General features: G+C 66.2%; 18 protein-coding genes and 1 tRNA gene. 12 read left to right on the top strand and 7 right to left on the bottom strand.

What is annotated here, in order from left to right; translation table 11 throughout:
• Positions 1–9: 9 nt before the first annotated feature.
• Positions 10–912: a LysR family transcriptional regulator gene (locus GM910_RS06115; RefSeq protein WP_159586620.1), complete on the bottom strand. Its 903-nt coding sequence runs from the start codon at positions 910–912 to the stop codon at positions 10–12.
• Positions 913–1,031: 119 nt separating this feature from the next.
• Between GM910_RS06115 and GM910_RS06110 the strand changes: the two genes are divergently transcribed.
• The 5 genes from GM910_RS06110 (at position 1,032) to GM910_RS06100 (ending at position 3,067) form a co-directional block, all read left to right on the top strand.
• Positions 1,032–1,217, top strand: coding sequence for a hypothetical protein (locus GM910_RS06110; protein ID WP_159586619.1), 186 nt, complete (start codon positions 1,032–1,034; stop codon positions 1,215–1,217).
• 38 nt (positions 1,218–1,255) lie between these two features.
• The gene (locus tag GM910_RS06105; RefSeq protein WP_159586618.1) at positions 1,256–1,450 is read left to right on the top strand and encodes a hypothetical protein; all 195 of its coding nucleotides are present in this window, start codon (positions 1,256–1,258) and stop codon (positions 1,448–1,450) included.
• On the top strand, positions 1,447–1,575 hold the full coding sequence (locus tag GM910_RS27585; protein WP_281354868.1) for a hypothetical protein: 129 nt from the start codon (positions 1,447–1,449) through the stop codon (positions 1,573–1,575). The genes GM910_RS06105 and GM910_RS27585 overlap by 4 nt, the downstream gene beginning before the upstream one ends.
• Positions 1,576–1,749: 174 nt before the next feature.
• Positions 1,750–1,881, top strand: coding sequence for a hypothetical protein (locus tag GM910_RS27580; protein ID WP_281354867.1), 132 nt, complete (start codon positions 1,750–1,752; stop codon positions 1,879–1,881).
• A gap of 247 nt (positions 1,882–2,128) precedes the next feature.
• Positions 2,129–3,067 (top strand): GlxA family transcriptional regulator, encoded by a 939-nt coding sequence (locus tag GM910_RS06100; protein ID WP_159586643.1) that lies wholly within the window; start codon positions 2,129–2,131, stop codon positions 3,065–3,067.
• Positions 3,068–3,126: 59 nt separating this feature from the next.
• On the opposite strand, the gene GM910_RS06095 is transcribed toward GM910_RS06100, so the two are convergent.
• Both GM910_RS06095 and GM910_RS06090 read right to left on the bottom strand, forming a co-directional pair.
• Entirely contained in the window at positions 3,127–3,948 is an 822-nt protein-coding gene (locus tag GM910_RS06095; RefSeq protein ID WP_159586617.1) for a DUF1194 domain-containing protein, read from the bottom strand.
• Between the two features lie 87 nt (positions 3,949–4,035).
• Positions 4,036–6,552 (bottom strand): GcvT family protein, encoded by a 2,517-nt coding sequence (locus GM910_RS06090; RefSeq protein ID WP_159586616.1) that lies wholly within the window; start codon positions 6,550–6,552, stop codon positions 4,036–4,038.
• Between the two features lie 248 nt (positions 6,553–6,800).
• Here GM910_RS06090 and GM910_RS06085 point away from each other — a divergent pair, with 248 nt between their 5' ends.
• The 4 genes from GM910_RS06085 (at position 6,801) to GM910_RS06070 (ending at position 12,134) form a co-directional block, all read left to right on the top strand.
• Positions 6,801–8,060 (top strand): sarcosine oxidase subunit beta family protein, encoded by a 1,260-nt coding sequence (locus GM910_RS06085; protein WP_159586615.1) that lies wholly within the window; start codon positions 6,801–6,803, stop codon positions 8,058–8,060.
• A gap of 228 nt (positions 8,061–8,288) precedes the next feature.
• Complete coding sequence (locus tag GM910_RS06080; protein ID WP_159586614.1) at positions 8,289–8,570, top strand: sarcosine oxidase subunit delta; 282 nt, start codon at positions 8,289–8,291, stop codon at positions 8,568–8,570.
• A complete protein-coding gene (locus GM910_RS06075; protein ID WP_159586613.1) occupies positions 8,567–11,557 on the top strand; it encodes a sarcosine oxidase subunit alpha family protein in 2,991 nt (996 codons plus the stop codon). Before GM910_RS06080 ends, GM910_RS06075 begins: the two co-directional genes overlap by 4 nt.
• Positions 11,550–12,134, top strand: a complete 585-nt coding sequence (locus tag GM910_RS06070) for a sarcosine oxidase subunit gamma family protein (protein WP_159586612.1) — start codon at positions 11,550–11,552, stop codon at positions 12,132–12,134. Before GM910_RS06075 ends, GM910_RS06070 begins: the two co-directional genes overlap by 8 nt.
• Before the next feature lie 317 nt (positions 12,135–12,451).
• Here the strand turns inward: GM910_RS06070 and recA are convergent, their stop codons facing one another.
• Positions 12,452–13,537 carry a recombinase RecA gene (gene recA, locus GM910_RS06065; protein WP_159586611.1) on the bottom strand — a complete coding sequence of 362 codons (1,086 nt, stop codon included), beginning with the start codon at positions 13,535–13,537 and terminating at the stop codon, positions 12,452–12,454.
• Between the two features lie 315 nt (positions 13,538–13,852).
• On the opposite strand from recA, the gene GM910_RS06060 reads away from it, so the two are divergent.
• Together GM910_RS06060 and GM910_RS06055 are read left to right on the top strand one after the other, a co-directional pair.
• Complete coding sequence (locus tag GM910_RS06060) at positions 13,853–14,791, top strand: carbohydrate kinase family protein (protein WP_159586610.1); 939 nt, start codon at positions 13,853–13,855, stop codon at positions 14,789–14,791.
• A gap of 24 nt (positions 14,792–14,815) precedes the next feature.
• A complete protein-coding gene (locus GM910_RS06055) occupies positions 14,816–15,739 on the top strand; it encodes a pseudouridine-5'-phosphate glycosidase (RefSeq protein WP_159586609.1) in 924 nt (307 codons plus the stop codon).
• Positions 15,740–15,798: 59 nt separating this feature from the next.
• On the opposite strand, the gene GM910_RS06050 is transcribed toward GM910_RS06055, so the two are convergent.
• Both GM910_RS06050 and GM910_RS06045 read right to left on the bottom strand, forming a co-directional pair.
• Complete coding sequence (locus GM910_RS06050; RefSeq protein ID WP_159586608.1) at positions 15,799–16,452, bottom strand: YiaD family glycine zipper/OmpA-like lipoprotein; 654 nt, start codon at positions 16,450–16,452, stop codon at positions 15,799–15,801.
• A gap of 116 nt (positions 16,453–16,568) precedes the next feature.
• On the bottom strand, positions 16,569–17,642 hold the full coding sequence (locus GM910_RS06045; RefSeq protein ID WP_159586607.1) for a GGDEF domain-containing protein: 1,074 nt from the start codon (positions 17,640–17,642) through the stop codon (positions 16,569–16,571).
• Between the two features lie 377 nt (positions 17,643–18,019).
• Between GM910_RS06045 and GM910_RS06040 the strand changes: the two genes are divergently transcribed.
• Positions 18,020–18,104 (top strand) — tRNA-Leu (locus tag GM910_RS06040).
• Between the two features lie 267 nt (positions 18,105–18,371).
• Here GM910_RS06040 and wrbA read toward each other — a convergent pair.
• Entirely contained in the window at positions 18,372–18,971 is a 600-nt protein-coding gene (gene wrbA, locus GM910_RS06035) for an NAD(P)H:quinone oxidoreductase (protein WP_159586606.1), read from the bottom strand.
• Positions 18,972–18,980 lie beyond the last annotated feature (9 nt).

The following is an 18,980-nucleotide window of genomic DNA, read 5'->3' as shown; positions in this document are numbered from 1 at the left end:
CCAGCGTGGTTAGAACCGCCCCGTCTCGTGGAAAAGCTCGAAGGCGGCGCGGATGTGGTCGGCGGCGGCGCGGACCGGGGCGGAGGCGTCGGGTGCGACCACCATGCCCAGATTGTAGTTGTTCATATGCGGCAGGCCGTCCTGCGGGCCGAGCTCGACGAGATCGCCGCCGATGAAAGACTTGGGCAGCGGCGCCACGGCGAGCCCGCCGAGGATCGCCGCCCGCTGGCCGGCCGTATGCGCGCTCATATACGCGATGCGGTAGTCGCGGCCGAGCTCGCCGAGCGCCCTAACCGCTGCGTTGCGCCAGACGCAGCCCTCCTCCCATAGAGAGACAGGAAGCGGCTCGCGCAGATGGGCGCAGCCGCCCTTGGCGCCTGCCCAGACAATGGGTTCGCTCAACAGGATTTCGACGCCCGGCTCGAGTTCCACCTCGCTGGAGCACGTCAAAAGCGTAATGTCGAGCTGGCGTGCGGCCATGCGCTTCCTCAGGTTCACGCTCTGGTCGATCACCACGTCGACGGCGATCGCCGGATGCGACTGGGAGAAGCGCTTCAGAACGCTCGGCAGCACCCGCTCGCCGAAATCGTCCGGCGATCCAAGCCGCACGATGCCGCTGATGTCCGGCATGACGAACTTGGAGACCGCCTCGCGGTTGAGCGCCAGGAGGCGCCGCGCGTAGCCGAGAAGCAGGTCTCCGTCCGCCGTTAGCGCCACCGAGCGCGCGTCGCGCGTAAAGACCGCGCGTCCCAGTATGTCCTCCAGCTTCTTGATCTGCATGGAGACGGCCGATGGCGTGCGATAGACGGCATTGGCGGCGGCGGTGAAGCTGCCGGTCTCGGCGATCGCCACGAAAGTGCGCAGAACATCGAGCTCGAGCAGCGGCAGGGGGTGGTTGAGCGGGGCGTTCATCTCTCTTCCTTCAATTTCCCTGAACCAAAACATCATTTCATTGCGTTTGATTGAACACAAGAAAAGCGGGATAGTCAACACCGAAGCCGCAGAGGCGACGAGAAAGAAAGGAGAGACCCATGTCTGTTCAAGCCACAGTGAGCAACTATCTGCGCCGTCGGATCGCGCTCTGGGAGCGCCGGCGCACCGACCGTTTCATCCGCAACCTGCCGCTCGAAATCCAGAAGGATATCGGCTGGCCTGACGGCGGAACCCGCCGCGCACGGGTGCATTCAAAGGACTCGCTTTGGGAGCGGCGCTGGTAGCCTCGCTATCCAGGCACCGCGGCGGAAGGAAAAGAACCATGTTCAACATGTTCAGCCATTACGTCACCGGATACGTCGAGGTGATGCAGCAGCGGCGCACCGAACGCGTCGTCCGCGGCCTTCCTGCGTACATCCGGCCCGCAACCGCCCGGAAGGAGATTGCTTCGCCGCCGGAAAAGCGCGGCGACAGCACGTTTCCGAGAGGCCACGACGAAAAGGAGGCCTTGTCGTGAGGTATCTGAAGGCACTGGTCGATTTCGCCCGCGAGTTCCAGGATATCACCGAGCATGCGCGCACCGGCCGCAAGCCGGCGCGGCGCAAGTCGAGCACCGAAAGGCCGGGCACCGAAAGGCGATGATGCGACCGGCCCGTGTCGCATTTCCTAACGGCCGCTTCGCATTTCGCGCGGCCGTTGCCCTCGATCGAGCGTAGAAGGGCCGGCAAGACGAGCCGCCCCACTCCATCGCACGCATGTGAAGGCGCTCGGTCGAGAGCCGATACGATCTGCCGATACGATCTGATGGAGACGAGCATGAAACTCATTCATTTCCTTCGCGGGGAAAGGCGCGGACAAAGCCGGACGCCCCGCGAGCGCCTGCAAAACACCATGCCGGGCGAGACGGGAGCCCTGGCGGCCCTGCGCCTGGGATTCCTGATCAACTGACAACCATCCGTGCCGGAACACGGCACCGGAAAAGCGCCGCATCGGCCACCCGTTGCGGCGCTTTCGCTGCCTGCAAAAAATTCTCTCTAAGCGCTCCCGCACTCAATTGACAGACAAGGCTTTTCCAGCGCAGGCTTTCCTGTTAACGACATCACGTTCGGCGCGCGACGACACGCAGGAGGCCGGCTTGCAGGACGAAAAGCCGTTCAAGAGATCGCTGGTGTTCTTCCTTGTGCCCGACTTCACGATGGTCGCCTTTGCGACCGCGCTGGAGCCGCTGAGGGCCGCGAACCGCATGGCCGGTTACGAGGCCTATGGCTGGCGACTTGCGAGCGCCGACGGCCGGCCGGTGCAGGCGTCCAACGGGGTAGAGATAGCCGTCGATTCCTCTCTTGCCGACGAGCGGCAGAAGATGACGGGCCGCGACAGGCCCACCATGGTGGTGGTGTGCGGCGGCCTCAGCATCGAGACCTACGTCAACAAGTCGGTCTTCGCCTGGCTGCGCGAGGAGTATAACCGCGGCGTCGCGCTCGGGGGGCTGTGCACCGGCGCCCACATTCTGGCCGCCGCCGGGCTGCTCGCCAACAAGCGCTGCGCCATCCACTGGGAGAACCTGCCGGGCTTTGCCGAAAAATTCCCCAAGGCCAACGTCTTCGCCGATCTCTTCGAAATCGACGCCAACATCTACACCTGCGCCGGCGGCACGGCGGCCATGGACATGATGTTCCACCTCATCGGCGAGGATTTCGACGACAACATCGTCAACCGCGTGTGCGAGCAGTTGCTGACCGACCGGGTGCGCAGCCCCTCCGACCGCCAGCGCCTGCCGTTGAGGGCCCGCCTCGGCGTGCAGAACTCAAAGGTGCTGACCATCATCGAATTGATGGAAGCCAACCTTTCGGAGCCCCTGTCGCTGGTGGAGGTCGCCGAGGCAGTCGGTCTGTCACGGCGCCAGATCGAGCGCCTGTTCCGCCAGGAGATGGGCCGCTCGCCGGCGCGCTATTATCTGGAGATCCGGCTCGACCGGGCCAGGCATCTGCTCATCCAGTCGACGATGCCGGTGGTGGAAGTGGCGGTGGCCTGCGGCTTCGTCTCCGCCTCGCATTTCTCCAAGTGCTACCGCGAGCTCTACGCCCGCTCGCCGCAGCAGGAGCGCGCCGACCGCAAGCAGCTTATCGCGGCGTAGAATTCCGGACGGAAAACCGGCTTCCACTTTTCCTGGAACTGCTCTGGAAAGCGAAAGCCTCACGGCTCCCGCCAGATCCAGGTGCGGTTCTGCCACATCTTTTCGCCGACCATGCAGTCGTAGGGCGCCGCCGCTTGCGCCGTGACCACCGGTGGGCGCAGGGAGCGCGGGGTGGTGCCGGCGAGCTCGATCACCAGCTTGCGGCGCACGGCCTCGGGGAAGTGCGACCAGTCGTTGACCGGGATCATGAAAGCGCCCGGCCCGCCGATCACGCACTCGCTGTAATAGACGTCGAGATTCTCCACGTCGTAGGCGGTGGTGAGCCCGTCATTGGTCATCAACGGCAGGCCGTTGATGGTGATGCCGGCGGCCACCAGGTTGTCGCGCGCCCCTGCCACCGGCGGGCCCTGGTTGTTGGGCCCGTCGCCGGATATGTCGAGCACGCGGCGCGGGGCCCGGAAGCCGCTTTCGGCGAAAAGGTCGGCGGCGAAGTTCATGGCGCCGGAGATCGAGGTGCGCCGGGCGCTGGTGGGCGGATTGACGTTGAGGCGCTCGGCCACGCGCGCCGCGTCCTCGGCCGAAGCGATAACCGTCCACGGCACGACGACGCGGTGGGAAAAGTCACCCGCCCACTCGAAATACACGACCGCGATGCGGCCGTGCATGCCTGCCTCGATGGCCTGGATCACTGTTTCGTGGGTAAGCGCGGCCGCATAACCCTCGCGCTGGATGCTCATCTCGGCCGGCGACATGGACAGCGACACGTCGACGCCCAGCACGAGTTCGACATCCACCACTTCCTGCGCATGGGCGCAAGCGGGGACCAGCGCGGCGAGCGCGCCGAAGAGCAGCTTACGCCAATGCCGTCCCGTGATCGACATAGCCCAAGTTTACGTGAAGCGCGGGACGCGGCAATCCGCTACAGTGAAATCTCGTTCACTTTTACGAGACGGATGAAAGCCCGCGCCTCAGCCGTCGGCCCTCAGCGCCGCGTTTTCCGGGTCGAACGGGCTTTCCGCGATCACGGTCGCCGGGTGGAGCTTGCCCAGGATCTTGATATCGAGCCGCGTCCCTTCGCCCGCGTGTTCGGGCCGCACCATGGCAAGCGCCAGCGATTTTCCCACACGCCAGCCATAGGCGCCATGGGTGGCGCGGCCGACAAGCTCGCCGCCGCGGTAGATCGCCTCGTTGCCGCGCGCGTCGGCGTCGGTGATGTCGCGCACCTCCAGCGTGACGTATTTCCAGTTAACCCCCTTCTCGCGTTGGGCGACAAGCGCCTCGCGGCCGATGAAATCGCCCTTGTCGGGATGCACGAAGCGGTCGAGCCCGCTTTCCCAGGCCGTATATTCGATGGAAAGTTCGCGCGGGATGAGCCGGTAGCTCTTCTCGACGGCCATCGCCGTCATGGCGCGGATGCCGAACGGCTTGATGCCGAACTCTTCGCCGGCCCCCATCACCATGTCGAAGATGGCGTTCTGCATCTCGATGGGATGGTGCAGTTCCCAGCCGAGCTCGCCGACGAAATTGACGCGCAGCGCATGTGCCGTGGCATGGCCGAGGGAAACCTTCTTGCCGGTGAGCCACGGGAAGGCGGCGTTGGAAAGTTCGGTGCGGGTGAGCTTCCCGAGCACGTCGCGGCTTTTCGGCCCCGCCAGCACCAGCACGCCCCAATGGGTGGTGATGGGGAACATGCGCACGCTGCCGTCCTCGGGCAAAAGCTTCGTCAGCGTGTCGTGGTCGTGCGCCTCGTAGGCACCCGCCGAGACGAGGTAGAAGCCCTGCGGCTGCCGGTAGACGGTGAACTCGGAGCGCACGCCGCCGTGCTTGGTCAAGAGATGGCAAAGCGCGATGCGCCCGTTCTTCTTCGGAATGCGGTTGGCGAAGATGCCGTTCAGCCATGCCTCCGCGCCGGGTCCGCCGACCCAGCACTTGGCGAAGGCCGACATGTCGAGCAGGCCGACGTTCTCGTGGACTTGTCTCACCTCGTTGCCGACATGCTCGAAATAGTTGGAGCGCCGGAACGACCATTTCTCGACGATGCGCCCGTCTTCGAGCGCCGGCGCATGATTGTGCTTCATGAGCACGTCGGCACCGACGCCCAGTTCCTCCTCCGGCACGCGATAGCCCTCAGGAGCGAACCAGTTGGGCCGCTCCCAGCCGTAGACGGAGCCGAAGACGGCGCCGAGTTCCTTCATGCGCCCGTAGCAGGGCGTGGTCTTCAAGGGCCGCGCCGCCGCCCGCTCCTCGTCGGGATAGTGCACGGTGAAGACGTTGGCATAGGCCTCCTCGTTCTTCTCCCTGAGATAGCCCTCGGTCGCATAGGGGCCGAAGCGGCGCGGGTCGACGCCCATCATGTCGATGGACGGCTCGCCCTCGACGATCCACTCGGCGAGCTGCCAGCCGGCGCCGCCGGCCGCCGTCACGCCGAAGGAGTGCCCCTCGTTGAGCCAGAAGTTCTTGAGCCCCGGCGCCGGCCCGATGATGGGCGAGCCGTCGGGCGTGTAAGCGATGGCGCCGTTGTAGATCTTCTTGATGCCCACCTCGCCGAAGGCCGGCACGCGCTCGATCGCCGTCTCCACATGCGGCATGAGGCGGTCGAGGTCTTCCTGGAACAGTTCGTACTCGCTGTCCTGCGACGGGCCGTCGACATAGCAGCAGGGCGCGCCCGCCTCGTAGGGGCCGAGCAAGAGCCCGCCGTTCTCCTCGCGCATGTACCAGGAGGAGTCGCTTTCTCTGAGCACGCCCATCTCCGGCAGGCCCTTTCTCTTGCGCTCGACGATGGCCGGATGCGGCTCGGTGACGATGTACTGGTGCTCGACCGGGATCACCGGCACGTCGAGCCCCACCATCTGGCCCGTTTTGCGGGCGAAGTTGCCGGTCGCCGTGACCACGTGCTCGGCCAGGATGTCGCCCTTGTCGGTCTTCACCAGCCACTTGCCGTCCGTCTGGCGCTCGATGGCGGTGACGGCGGTGTTGCGGTAGATGGTGGCTCCATGATCGCGCGCGCCTTTGGCGAGCGCCTGCGTAAGGTCGGCGGGCTGGATATAGCCGTCGTCGGGATGCTGGATGGCGCCCAGGAGGCCGTCGGTCTCGCACAGCGGCCAGATTTCCTTCACCTGTTCCGGCGTGAGGATATTGACGGGCACGCCGATGGTCTCGGCGATGCCGGCGTAATACATGAATTCGTCCCAGCGGTCCTTGGTGCGGGCGAGGCGGATGTTCGAGCACTGGGTGAAGCCGACATTCATGCCGGTCTCGCGCTGAAGCTCCTGGTAGAACTTCACCGAGTATTTGTGAATCTGGCCGACCGAGTAGCTCATGTTGAAGAGCGGCAGGAGGCCGGCGGCATGCCAGGTGGAGCCGGAGGTCAGCTCCTTGCGCTCGACGAGGACGACATCCGACCAGCCCTTCTTGGCCAGATGATAGAGCGTGGAGACGCCGACCACGCCTCCACCGATGACGACTGCGCGTGCCTGGGATTTCATGGTGCCCTTGTCCTGGTGAGTTGAAGCTGCAACCCGATCTTGAGAACAGCCAGTATGTCGATGCGGGTCAGTGCGGCAATCGCTTGTTTGCGACACGCCGCAACCGCCCTACGACTTGGGACCGGGCGGCGTGGTGGCCAGAGGGTGGCGGCAGGTCGCCCCTGTGAAAACCCATGGCGCATTATTTGCCTTGAGGGCCCTCGCTGCCCTATAGCTTCCTCACCCGTGGGGAACGAACGGCGGCCTCGATGGCGGAATATTCTGCGCTTTCGCTTTTAAAAAATGCATTGACCGGCAATCGGGACTGGAAGCCGGCCTGGCGCAAGCCGGAGCCGAGGCCGTCCTATGACGTGATCATCATCGGCGGCGGCGGGCATGGCCTGGCGACGGCCTACTATCTTGCCAAGGAGCACGGCATCACCAACGTCGCGGTGCTGGAGAAGGGTTGGCTCGGCTCCGGCAATATCGGCCGCAACACCACCATCGTGCGTTCCAACTATCTCCTGCCCGAATCCGTCCGCTTCTACGATTTCTCGGTGAAGCTGTGGGAGAACCTGTCGCACGAACTGAACTACAACGTGATGTTCTCCCAGCGCGGCATCTTGAACCTCGCCCACTCGCCGTCCCAGGCCGACGACTATATCCGCCGCGGCAACGCCATGCTCCATGGCGGCGGCGACGGGGTGTGGCTGACGCCGGCGGAGATCGCCCGCAAGGTGCCGGGCGTCGACCTTTCGCGCTCCGCCCGCTTCCCCGTCATCGGCGGCCTCCTGCAGCCGCGCGCAGGAACGGCCCGGCACGACGCGGTGGCCTGGGGGTACGCGCGGGCCGCCGACCGGCGCGGTGTCGATATCGTCGAGAATTGCGAGGTGACGGGCTTCCTGCGCGACGGAGAGAAGATCGTCGGCGTCGCCACCACGCGCGGCGAAATCCGCGCCAGGAAAGTGGCGGTCGCCGTGGCCGGCAGCACCAGCCGGCTGATGGGGATGGCGGGCATCGACCGGTTCCCCATCGAGAGCCACGTTCTGCAGGCCTTCGTCTCAGAAGCCATAAAACCCTTCGTCGACTGCGTGGTCACCTTCGGTGGCGGCCACCTCTATATGTCCCAGTCCGACAAGGGCGGCCTCGTCTTCGGCGGCGATCTCGACGGCTACAACTCCTATGCCCAGCGCGGCAACCTGCCGCTCGTGGAAGAGGTGATGGGCGAGATGGTGGCCATGTTCCCGGCCGTCGCACGCCTCCGCCTCCTGCGCTCCTGGGGCGGCATCATGGACATGTCCATGGACGGTTCGCCCATCATCGCCAAGGGGCCGCTGCCCGGCATGTATCTGAATTGCGGATGGTGTTACGGCGGCTTCAAGGCGACGCCCGCTTCGGGCTTCTCCTTCGCCTGGACCATCGCCAAGGACGAGCCGCACGCCGTCAACGCGCCCTTCACGCTGTCGCGCTTCGAGCGCGGCGCCGTCATCGACGAAAAGGGCCAGGGGCCCACGCCGAAGCTGCATTGATCGGAATCCGAGAATGGTTGTGTCAGTTCCCCCTCGCGCCCCCCTCTGGCCTGCCGGCCATCTCCCCCACGAGTGGGGAGATTGGCTGTCATCGCGCGCAGCGCCTTTCCTTCAACGCCAGAGATCGGTGAAAGGCGCCGCGACGGCCGATCTCCCCCCTCGTGGGGGAGATGGCCGGCAGGCCAGAGGGGGGCGCGAAGGGGCGCAGTCCTGTCAGGAGGCGCCTCGATGCTGATCCCCTGCCCCCACTGCGGCCCGCGCGATCTCTCGGAATTCTCCTACCAGGGCGATGCGACGCGCACCCGCCCCGACCCGGCTTCCACCGACATGAAGGCCTGGCACGACTACGTCTATAACCGGCCGAACCCGGCAGGCCCGCACCGCGAATACTGGCAGCATGCGGGCGGCTGCCGAACGCATCTCCTCGTCACGCGCGACACGCTGACCCACGAGGTCCAGGCCGTCGCCTTCGCCCGCGCGGCGCTCAACGATGGTGCCGGGAAGCCATGAGCGCGCGCCGTATCCCGACCGGCGGGCTGATCGACCGCAGCCGCACGGTTCCCTTCACCTTCGACGGCAAGGCCTATACGGGCTTCGCCGGCGACACGCTGGCCGCCGCGCTTCTGGCGAACGGCATCACGCTCATTGGCCGCTCGTTCAAATACCACCGCCCGCGCGGTGTCTTCACTGCCGGCGTCGATGAGCCGAACGCGCTGGTGACGGTCTTCAAGGACGGCCTGCGAGAGCCGAACATCCCGGCCACGCAGATCGAGCTTTACGAGGGCCTGGAGGCCGAGAGCCAGAACCGCTTCCCCTCTCTCGATTACGATATCAACGCCCTGAACCAGCTCGCCGGGCCGCTCTTCGGCGCGGGCTTCTACTACAAGACCTTCATGGGGCCGGTTGTCGGCCCGCTCAAGGGCACCGGCTTCTGGATGTTCTGCGAGCATTTCATCCGCCGCGCGGCGGGTCTCGGCCGTGCCGGCTACGACAAGGATCCCGTCCGCTACGAGCGCATGAATGCCTTTTGCGACGTGCTCGTGGTGGGTGCCGGGCCCGCGGGGCTGATGGCGGCAGAGGCCGCCGCCAAGGCGGGAAAGCGCGTCATCCTGGCCGAGCAGGAGCCGCGCACCGGCGGCACCGCCAACTGGTCGGGCGAGGCGATCGGGGGCAGGCAGGCGGCCCTGTGGGCCGAGGCGGCAGTGGGGCGGCTCACCGCCATGGACAACGTCCGGCTCCTCACGCGCACGGCGGTCTGGGGCTATTACGACGGCAACAATCTGGCCGCGCTCGAGCGCGTCGGGGACCATCTGGCCGCGCCCCCCAAGGGCGCGCCGCGCCACCGGCACTGGTCCATACGCGCGGAGAAGGTGGTGCTCGCAACAGGCAGCTTCGAGCGGCCGATTGTCTTTCCGGGCAACGACCGGCCGGGCGTCATGCTTGCTGGCGCCGCCGAGCGCTATGCCAATGAGTTCGGCGTGCTGCCGGGCGAGAAGATCGCCGTCTTCACCAACAACGACGGCGCCTACCGCGCCGCCGCGGCCCTGAAGAAAGCGGGCGGCGCCGTGGTCGCCATCCTCGACGTGCGGCCGGAGATTTCAGCCGCGGCGCGGGCGCTTGCCGAGGAAGCAGGCGTGGTGCCGCTTCTTGGCCACGCGGTGGTGGGCACCGCCGGCAAGCGGCTCGCGAAAGTGCTGATACAACGCTTCGACGCCGCCACCGGCCGCCTGTCCGGCGACGTGCGGCCCGTGGAAGCCGACTGCCTCGCCGTCTCCGGCGGCTGGTCGCCGGCGATCCATCTGGCGAGCCAGGCCGGCCGCAACCCCGCCTGGGACGACCGCCTCAACGCCTTCCTGCCGCCGCAGCCGACGCAGGAATGGACGGGTGCCGGCGCCTTCACCGGGACCATGAGGACGGCGGAAGCGCTGTCGACGGGCCGCGACGCGGGCCTGATCGCGGCCGGCAAGAAGGCTTCGCGCGCCAAGCTGCCCGAGGTCGCCGCCCCGGCGGTCGAGATCAACCCTGCCCCCGTCTTCGAGATCAAGGCGGACGGCAAGGCCTTCGTCGACCTGCAGAACGACGTGACGGCCGATGACGTGCGGCTGGCCCACCGCGAGGGCTTCCTCTCCGTCGAGCACCTGAAGCGCTACACCACGCTCGGCATGGCGACCGACCAGGGCAAGACCTCCAACGTGCCCGGATTGGCCATCATGGCCGGCGCGCGCGGCCTGGCCATCCCCGACGTCGGCACCACCCGCTTCCGCCCGCCTTTCTCGCCCGTCTCCATCGGGTCGCTGGCGGCGGAGAAGCACGGGCATTTCAAGCCCGACCGGCTCACCCCCATGCACGATTGGCACGTGGAGCGCGGCGCGCGCATGATGGAGGTCGGCCTGTGGCACCGGCCGATGATCTATGGCGGGGCGGGCGAGACGGTCGAGCAGGCCTATATCCGCGAGGCCGCCACTGTCCGCGCCTCGGTCGGCATCGTCGACGTTTCCACGCTTGGCAAGATCGCCGTGAAGGGGCCGGACGCGGCGGAATTCCTCGACCGCGTCTACACCAACATGTTCTCGACGCTCGCCGTCGGCAAGGCGCGCTACGGCCTGATGCTGCGTGAGGACGGCATCGCGCTCGACGACGGCACCACATGGCGGCTCGGCGAGCACGACTTTCTGATGACCACCACCACGGCGAACGCCGGCAAGGTGATGCAGCATCTGGAATATTTTCTCGACGTGGTGTGGCCGGACTTGAAAGTGCACCTAACCTCCGTCACCGACCAATGGGCGGGTGCCGCCGTGGCGGGGCCGAACGCGCGGAAGCTTCTGGAAGCGTGCGTGACGGGCACGGCGGTGGACAACGAGGCCCTGCCCTTCATGGGGATCGTGCATGGCGGGATCGCCGGCGCGCCGGTGATGATCTGCCGCCTCTCCTTCTCCGGCGAGCGCGCCTACGAGGTCTATTGCGGCGCCGGCCACGGCACGCATGTGTGGGAAGCTCTGATGGAGGCTGGCGAACCTTTCGGCATCGCGCCCTACGGGATGGAGGCACTGGGAACGCTGCGCATCGAGAAGGGCCACGTGACGGGCGCGGAGATCGACGGCCGCACCACCGCCCGCGACCTTTACCTCGACTGGATGCTATCGAAGAAAAAGCCCTTCATCGGCTCCGCCCTCATGGACCGCGAGGGCCTCATCGACACGAACCGCATCCGCCTCGTCGGCGTCGTCTCGCTGGACGGCCAGCCGCTCGGCGGCGGCGCGCATATCGTGGAAAATGGCAGCCTGGAGGAACTGGGCGAGAGCATCGGCCACATCACCGCCTTCTGCTATTCGCCGGCGCTTTCGAAATATATCGGCCTGGCGCTGGTCAAGGGCGGCAAGGCACGGCACGGCACGCGCGCCTTCGTCTCCGATGCGCTGCGGAAGCGCTTCGGGCCGGTGGAGATCGTCAGCCATCACTTCTTCGACCCGGAAGGGAGCCGCATGCATGGTTGAGCGCATCTCCCCCCTGGGTGAGGCCTTCCGGCCCGGCACCTACGGCAATCTGGTCGACGGTCCCGGCGTGACGCTGACCGAGGCGACGCCCGCCGCGATCGCCGAAGCCTCCGCCTTTCCGGGCAGCGCCGAAGCGCTCCTCGGCGCCATCGAGACGGTCACCGGCCTCTCCCTCCCCGCAACGCCGGGCGCCGGCGCGGTGGGCGGCGATGCTGCCGCCTTCGCAATCGGACCGGGGCGCCATCTCGTTGCCGGGGCTGAAGGGCTGAGTGCGAGCCTGCAGGCTGCCGTAGCGCTCGATATCGGCACCGTCACCGATCTTTCCCACGGCCGCGCCGCGCTGCGCATCGCCGGCCCGCGCGCCGAATGGGTGCTTGCGAAACTCTTCGCGCTCGATTTCTCGCCCGCCGCCTTTCCCCTCAGTGAGGGCCGTGCCACCGCTCATCACGATATTTTTGCCCACATCCAGCGCACGGGCGGCGAGCAGTTCGACATCTACGTCTTCCGCTCCTTCGCCCGCGCCTTCTGGGAGGAGATTTGTGCAGCGGCGGCGGAAACGGGCTACGAGGTGAGATGAAGGGCGCCCACTCCTCGCCCCACGAAATGGGGGAGAGGTGGATCGGCCGACCTATCCACCGAAGCCCGAAGGGCGAAGGTGGAAGGCCGAGACGGTGAGGAGGCCGGCTCGGCGGCGCCATTTGCGCGGTGTTGCCCACGGCGGGCGCCCTGTCGGATCGAAGTAGGAGCTGATGAAAGAGGCGGCGGGCGCCATCTCCCCCTCACCGACCCCGCTATGCGGGGCCACCTCTCCCCCACATTCGTGGGGGCGAGGAGTGGCGCCCTTCATCTCCCCTCGCGCGTCCTCACGCCGCAATCTTCTCGGGAGAGAGAAGCTCAGCCTTCGGCGGCGTCGTCCAGATCGTCGTCGCCGCGGGCCTCGTCGAGGAACTTCTCGGCGATCAGCCCGGCGTTCTGCCGCAGGGTCAGTTCGATCTCGCGCGCAACCTCGGGATTGTCGCGCAGGAACTGCTTGGCGTTCTCGCGCCCCTGGCCGAGGCGCTGGGAGTTGTAGGAGAACCAGGCGCCGGACTTTTCAACCGTGCCGGCCTTGATGCCGAGATCGATCAGCTCGCCGGTCTTCGACACGCCCTCGCCATACATGATGTCGAACTCGACTTGCTTGAAGGGCGGGGCCAGCTTGTTCTTGACGACCTTGACGCGGGTCTGGTTGCCGACGGTCTCGTCACGGTCCTTGACCGCACCGATACGGCGGATGTCGAGGCGCACGGAAGCATAGAATTTCAGCGCGTTGCCGCCCGTCGTCGTCTCAGGCGAACCGAACATGACGCCGATCTTCATGCGGATCTGGTTGATGAAGATCACCATGGTGTTGGAGCGCGAGATGGAGGCCGTCAGCTTTCTGAGCGCCTGGCTCATCAGGCGGGCCTGCATGCCGGGCAGCGAATCGCCCATCTCTCCCTCGATCTCGGCGCGCGGTGTGAGAGCGGCCACCGAATCGATGACGATCACGTCGAGCGCGCCCGAGCGCACCAGCGTGTCGCATATCTCCAGCGCCTGCTCGCCCGTATCGGGCTGCGAGATAAGCAGGTTTTCCAGATCCACGCCCAGCTTGCGCGCGTAGACGGGATCGAGCGCATGCTCGGCGTCGACGAAGCCGCAAATGCCGCCCTTCTTCTGCGCCTCGGCCACCGTGTGGAGCGCCAGCGTCGTCTTGCCCGAGCTTTCCGGCCCGTAGATCTCGATGATTCGCCCGCGCGGCAGGCCGCCGACGCCGAGCGCGATATCGAGGCCAAGCGAGCCGGTGGGGATGGTTTCGATCTCGACCACGCGGTCGTTGGCTCCCAGCCGCATGATCGAGCCCTTGCCGAAGGCCCGCTCGATCTGCGAAAGCGCCGCGTCCAATGCCTTGGATTTATCCACCGACTTTTCCTCTACAAGCCGCAACGAATTCTGAGCCATGATACAACACCCCTCTAACGTCAATGGAAGCCGCGCGGGCCAATTTCCCTATATTTTTGTGTACCGCTTTTGTTCCGATTTGGCAATAGGGATCATGCTTCTGTTTTTAAACGGCAATCTCATTTTGTTCTATTTTTGTTTCTGTCCGGGAGTAAAAATGCGCAGCGTTTTTGAGGCGATGCATCGGCCCGGAAACCGGAATCGGTTTTCGGAAAGCACGATGCATAAATTCAATAATCTACAGCGTCCTTTGTGCGTCCGAAAGGACGCACGGCGCTGTAATGAACGCGTTTCGAATGCAGGCGGGAGAAGGCCATGACGCGGCCGCGCCTTCTCGTCGTCGGCGGCGCGCATATCGACCGCAGGGGCCGCGTTACCGGTGTCCATGTGGCGGAGGCCTCAAATCCCGGCACCATGCGCGAGGAGATCGGCGGCGGTGCCTTCAACGCGGCGCGCGCGGCCGTTGAGCGCGGGGCGGCGGTTTCGCTTCTGTCGCTCAGGGGCGGCGACGCGGCGGGCGAGAGGGTGGCCGAGGCGATCGAGGCGGCGGGCATCGAGGATCTTTCGGCAACCTTCCTCGACCGGACGACGCCGAGCTATACGGCCATCCTCACGGAGGCCGGCGACCTAATTACCGGGTTTGCCGATATGGCGCTCTACGAGCACGGCTTTATAAAGCAGGTACGGCGCTCCAAGGTGCGCGATGCGGCCGGCGGGGCGGATATGCTGCTTTGCGATGCCAACATGCCGGCGGAGGCGATCGAGCGCCTCGTCGCGCTTGCGGCGGGAAAGCCGATCCATGCGATCGCCGTCTCGCCGGCCAAGGTGGTTCGGCTGGTCTCCGTCATTCCCTCCCTTTCCTGCCTCTTCATGAACCGGCGGGAGGCCTGCCGCCTGACGGACATGGCATCGGAGGCACCACCGCTCGCGGCGGCGAAGGCGCTTACGGGAATGGGGCTTCGGGCCGGCGTGATCACGACCGGCGGAGGCCCTGCCCTTTGCTTCCGGCATGGCGATTTCTTCGAGATCGCACCGCCGCCCGCGGGCCGCGTCGCCGACGTGACGGGCGCGGGAGACGCGCTTGCCGGCGCCACGGTGGCCGCCCTGATGCGCGGGCTTGCATTCGCGGAGGCGGTGCGCGAAGGGATGGCGGCGGCAAAGCTCGCCGTGGAGAGCGCGGACGCAGCACCACGGATGGACGACGAGGCCTTCCGCGCCGCGCTCGCCCGCGTGCCGCCGCCAAAGCCCGCCTGACAAGGTATCGAAGCAGGAGAACCCATGTCGCTCACCGCGCATATCGACATCCATCCGCCGGTCGCCGAGGCGCTTGCCGGGGGCCAAGCCGTGGTGGCGCTCGAAAGCACCATCATCACCCACGGCATGCCCTGGCCGCAGAACGACGAAATGGCGGCCGAGGTGGAGGCGATCATCGCCGAAGGAGGCGCCGTGCCGGCCACCATCGCCGTCGTCGACGGGCGGCTGAAGATCGGCCTTTCGGAGAGGGAGCGGCAGGCGCTGGCGCAGCGCAAGGACGCCATGAAGCTGTCGCGCGCCGACCTCGCCTTCGCGCTCGCCGAGGGGCGGAGCGGCGGCACGACGGTGGCGGCCACCATGATGGCAGCGCATCTGGCCGGCATTCCCGTCTTCGCGACCGGCGGCATCGGCGGCGTGCACAAGGGGGCGGAGACGAGCTTCGACATGTCGGCGGACCTGGACGAATTGGCGCGCACGCCGGTCATCGTGGTCTCGGCCGGCGCCAAGGCCATCCTCGACGTCCCCAAGACGCTGGAGGTGCTGGAGACGCGCGGCGTGCCGGTGGTGGGCTTCGGGACGGACGTGATGCCCGCCTTCTGGTCACGCGGCTCGTCGCTGCCAGTGCCGCTGCGGCTCGACACACCCGAGGCGATCGCCCGTTTTCAGAAGACGCGCGAGGCGCTTCGGATCGGCGGCGGCATGCTTGTGGCCAATCCGGTCCCGCAGGAGGACGAGATAGCGGTGGCGGAGATGGAAGGCTTCATCGCCCGCGCTCAAGAAGACGCCGCGGCCGAAGGCGTGACGGGCAAGGCCGTCACACCCTACCTGCTCGCCCGCATCATGGAGATCACTGGCGGCCGCAGTCTCAAGACCAACATCGCGCTCGTCAAAAACAATGCGCGCCTTGCGGCGCGCATTGCCCGTGCGCTTGCAGCGCACGAAAGGTAAGGCGGTCACCTACAGCATCGTGCTTTCCGAAAATCGATTCCGATTTTCGGGCCGATGCGCTAGCCCGCCGTAAGCGGCGCCAGGCGGATTTCCACGCGCCGGTTCTGCTGCCTGCCGTCCGGCGTGTCGTTGGAGGCGACGGGCTGGCTCGGCCCCTGGCCGATGACGGCGAAGCGCTGCGGGTTCGTACCCTGGGCGACGAGATAGTCGGACACGGACTGGGCGCGCTGGCGCGAAAGCTGCATGTTATGCTCGTAGCTGCCGGTCGAATCGGTGTGGCCGTAGACGTCGACCAGCGTCTGGTTGTAGCGCTTCAGGACCAGCGCCACCGAGTTCAGCGTCGGGTAGAAGGCCGGCTGGATGGAGGACGAATCGGTAGCGAAGGTGATGTTGGAGGGCATGTTCAGGATGATGTAGTCGCCCTGCCGCGTCACGCTGACGCCGGTTCCCTGAAGCTGGCCGCGAAGCTGCGCCTCCTGCTGGTCCATATAGGCGCCGATCCCGCCGCCGGCCAGCGCGCCGATACCGGCGCCGATCAGCGCATTGCGCCGGTCGTCGCCGCCGGCAAGCAGGCCCGCGCCGGCACCGGCCAGCGCCCCGAGCGCCGCACCCCCTGCGGTGTTGGAAATCTTCTGCTGCCCCGTATAGGGGTCGGTGGTACACGCCGCCGCAAAGCCCGCCACGGCGGCGACCAAAATCACTTTCCTGAACATAAGCTCGTCCTCTCCTGACAAATATCGACCCGCACCCGCGAAAACGCGGCGAATCCCAATGAACGTCCCCCGGGGCAGCCCTTTTAACACAAATGCGGCGAAATGCGGCAAGGCCCCTATTCGGCCCGGTACAGAAGCCAATTTTTCGTCAGCTTGCCGGAAGAAAGTGTGGAGAAGCGGGTGACACGGTCGCGCCCGCCCACCTTGGAGGCATAGAGCGCGCGGTCGGCCTTGGCGTAGAGATCCTCGGCATCGCCGGCGTCAGTGGCCATGCACAGGCCGAGCGAGATGGTGATGGGGCCGAAGCCGCGCGAGGACGGGCCGATGACGAAATCAGCCTCGCTTATCGCCGCGCGCACGCGTTCGGCCGCCTCCTCCGCCGCCGCTTCCGAAAGCCCGTCGACGACGACGGCGAATTCCTCTCCGCCGGTGCGCGCCACGAAGCTTTCTGCCCCGCTCTTGGCATCGATGAGTTGCGCCACCATCTGCAGGATTCGATCGCCCACGGGATGGCCGTAGCGGTCGTTGAAAGCCTTGAAACCGTCGATGTCGGCCAGGACCAGGGCGTGGAACATGATCGCCCGCCGATCCGAATAGATGCCGGCCAGCTTGCGGTCGAAGGCGCGGCGGTTCCATATCTTGGTGAGCGGATCGGTATCGGCCAGGCGCTTGTACTGCTCCAGCTTGGATTTCACCTTCTCCAGTTCGACGCTCTTCTCGGCCATCGCCCGGCTGATCTGGCGCCCCTGGTCGAGCGTGGTCTGGGTGGCGGTCGCCATGATGCCGACGATCTTCTGCAACAGATCGCCCGAAATCTCCTGCCGGCGGCCGAGGCCGCCGGAGGTCTGGTCCAGGATGAGGCCGAATTTCTCCAGCGAAGTGCGCTCGCGGCCCAGGAGGCCGAGGATTTCCTCGGCCCGAACGGCGATCTGCTCCTGGGCGTTCTCGACGATCGCCTGGCGGCTGCTCTGGGCGAAATACCTGCGCGACAATTCGTCGAGGGCAGCCTGCGTGGGCCGGTCGCCGAGCGCGGCGAAGGCGTCGCACATTTCCCGGTTGGAGCCGGTCAGCACCTCGTAGAAGATTTCGTAATTGCGCGGCAGGCCGACGACGCCCATGCGGCGCATGGAGGCCGCGATGGTCGTGGCAATGTCGGCCCTGCCCTCCGAAACGCTTGCCGTTTGTGACATGCCCTTGCTTCACCTTCCACGAAGTCGTGGCCCCCGCCCGAGGCACGAAGCTGAAATTGCGGAGGCGGCGCGGCCCCGCACCGCGCCACCCCCGAATGACAATTGGTTCAAATTAGCGCAGCCCATCTAACGCGGAGTTAATCACGGCCGCCCTGCCCTTGCGGCCGGATGCCGTATCCTCCGCCGGGTCGCGACAGACCCCGCCTTCCTCACACGATCGCTTGATCGCGCCGCGTTCTGCGGCTAGTGGTCTGACCCAAACAGATGGGTGCCCATCTGTTTGGAAAAGTCAGCCCACAAGCTATTAATCTGGTGGGGCGATTTGTCCTGACAGATGGGGACCATCTGTCAGGATCGCACCACTAGGCGTTTCGCGTGCGGACGTGGCGGAACTGGTAGACGCAAGGGACTTAAAATCCCTCGGCTTCGGCCATGCGGGTTCGATCCCCGCCGTCCGCACCACCCTTCGCTCTTCGAGCTTCGGCCTTCGCCGACCGAAAGTTGGCCTGCCGCTATCGAGGCAAGGTTAAGCTTCGGCCGACTGAAGGTCGGGTGGCAGGTCACCCGAAGGTCGTTAGACGAAGGAGTGTCCTCCGAAGCCTTGGCGTAGGAGGACCGGTTCAACGTCTCTCCGCTTGGGAGCGCCGGCATCTGCGAATTTGCTGGTCAGGCCACACGAAAACGGGCGGCCCGACGGCCGCCCGCTCGCCCCGCCCAAAAGCCCGGAAGTCAGCCCGCCAGCTTCGCGGTGATCTCGGCCATCCGCTTGCCCTGGAACTTCGCGCCCTCCAGCTCCTGCTCGGAGGGCATGCGCGAGCCGTCGCTGTTGGTGCTCGTCGTCATGCCGTATGGTGAGCCGCCACGCACCGTGTCGTTGCCCGACTGGCCCTGATAAGCGTAGGACAGGGGTACGATGATCATGCCCAGGTGCTGCAGGGGGATCTGCGATGTCACCACCGTCATCTCCGCGCCGCCGTGCTGGGTGGCGGTGGAGCTCATGATGGTCGCCGTCTTGTTGACCAGCTTGCCTTCCATCCACAGCGGGCCCATCTGATCGAGGAAATTCTTCATCTGCGAGGACATGAGGCCGAAGCGCGTCGGTATGCCGAAGATGATGCCGTCATAGTCGGCCACCTCCAGCGGCTCAGCCACCGGCGCTTCCTGGTCGAGCTTGTAACCGGCGGCCTTGGCCACCTCCTCGGGCACCAGTTCGGGCACCCGCTTGACCGTCACATCGGCGCCTGCCTCGCGCGCGCCCGCTGCCGCCGCCCGCGCCATCTGCTCCATGTGGCCCCAGCTCGAATAGTAAAGAACCAAAATCTTCGCCATCGTCTTCCT

It is taken from the genome of Chelativorans xinjiangensis (assembly GCF_009812055.1).
Lineage (GTDB): Bacteria > Pseudomonadota > Alphaproteobacteria > Rhizobiales > Rhizobiaceae > Chelativorans > Chelativorans xinjiangense.
The sequence above is the reverse complement of the archived record's forward strand: the minus strand, read 5'-3'. Positions and strand labels throughout refer to the sequence as shown.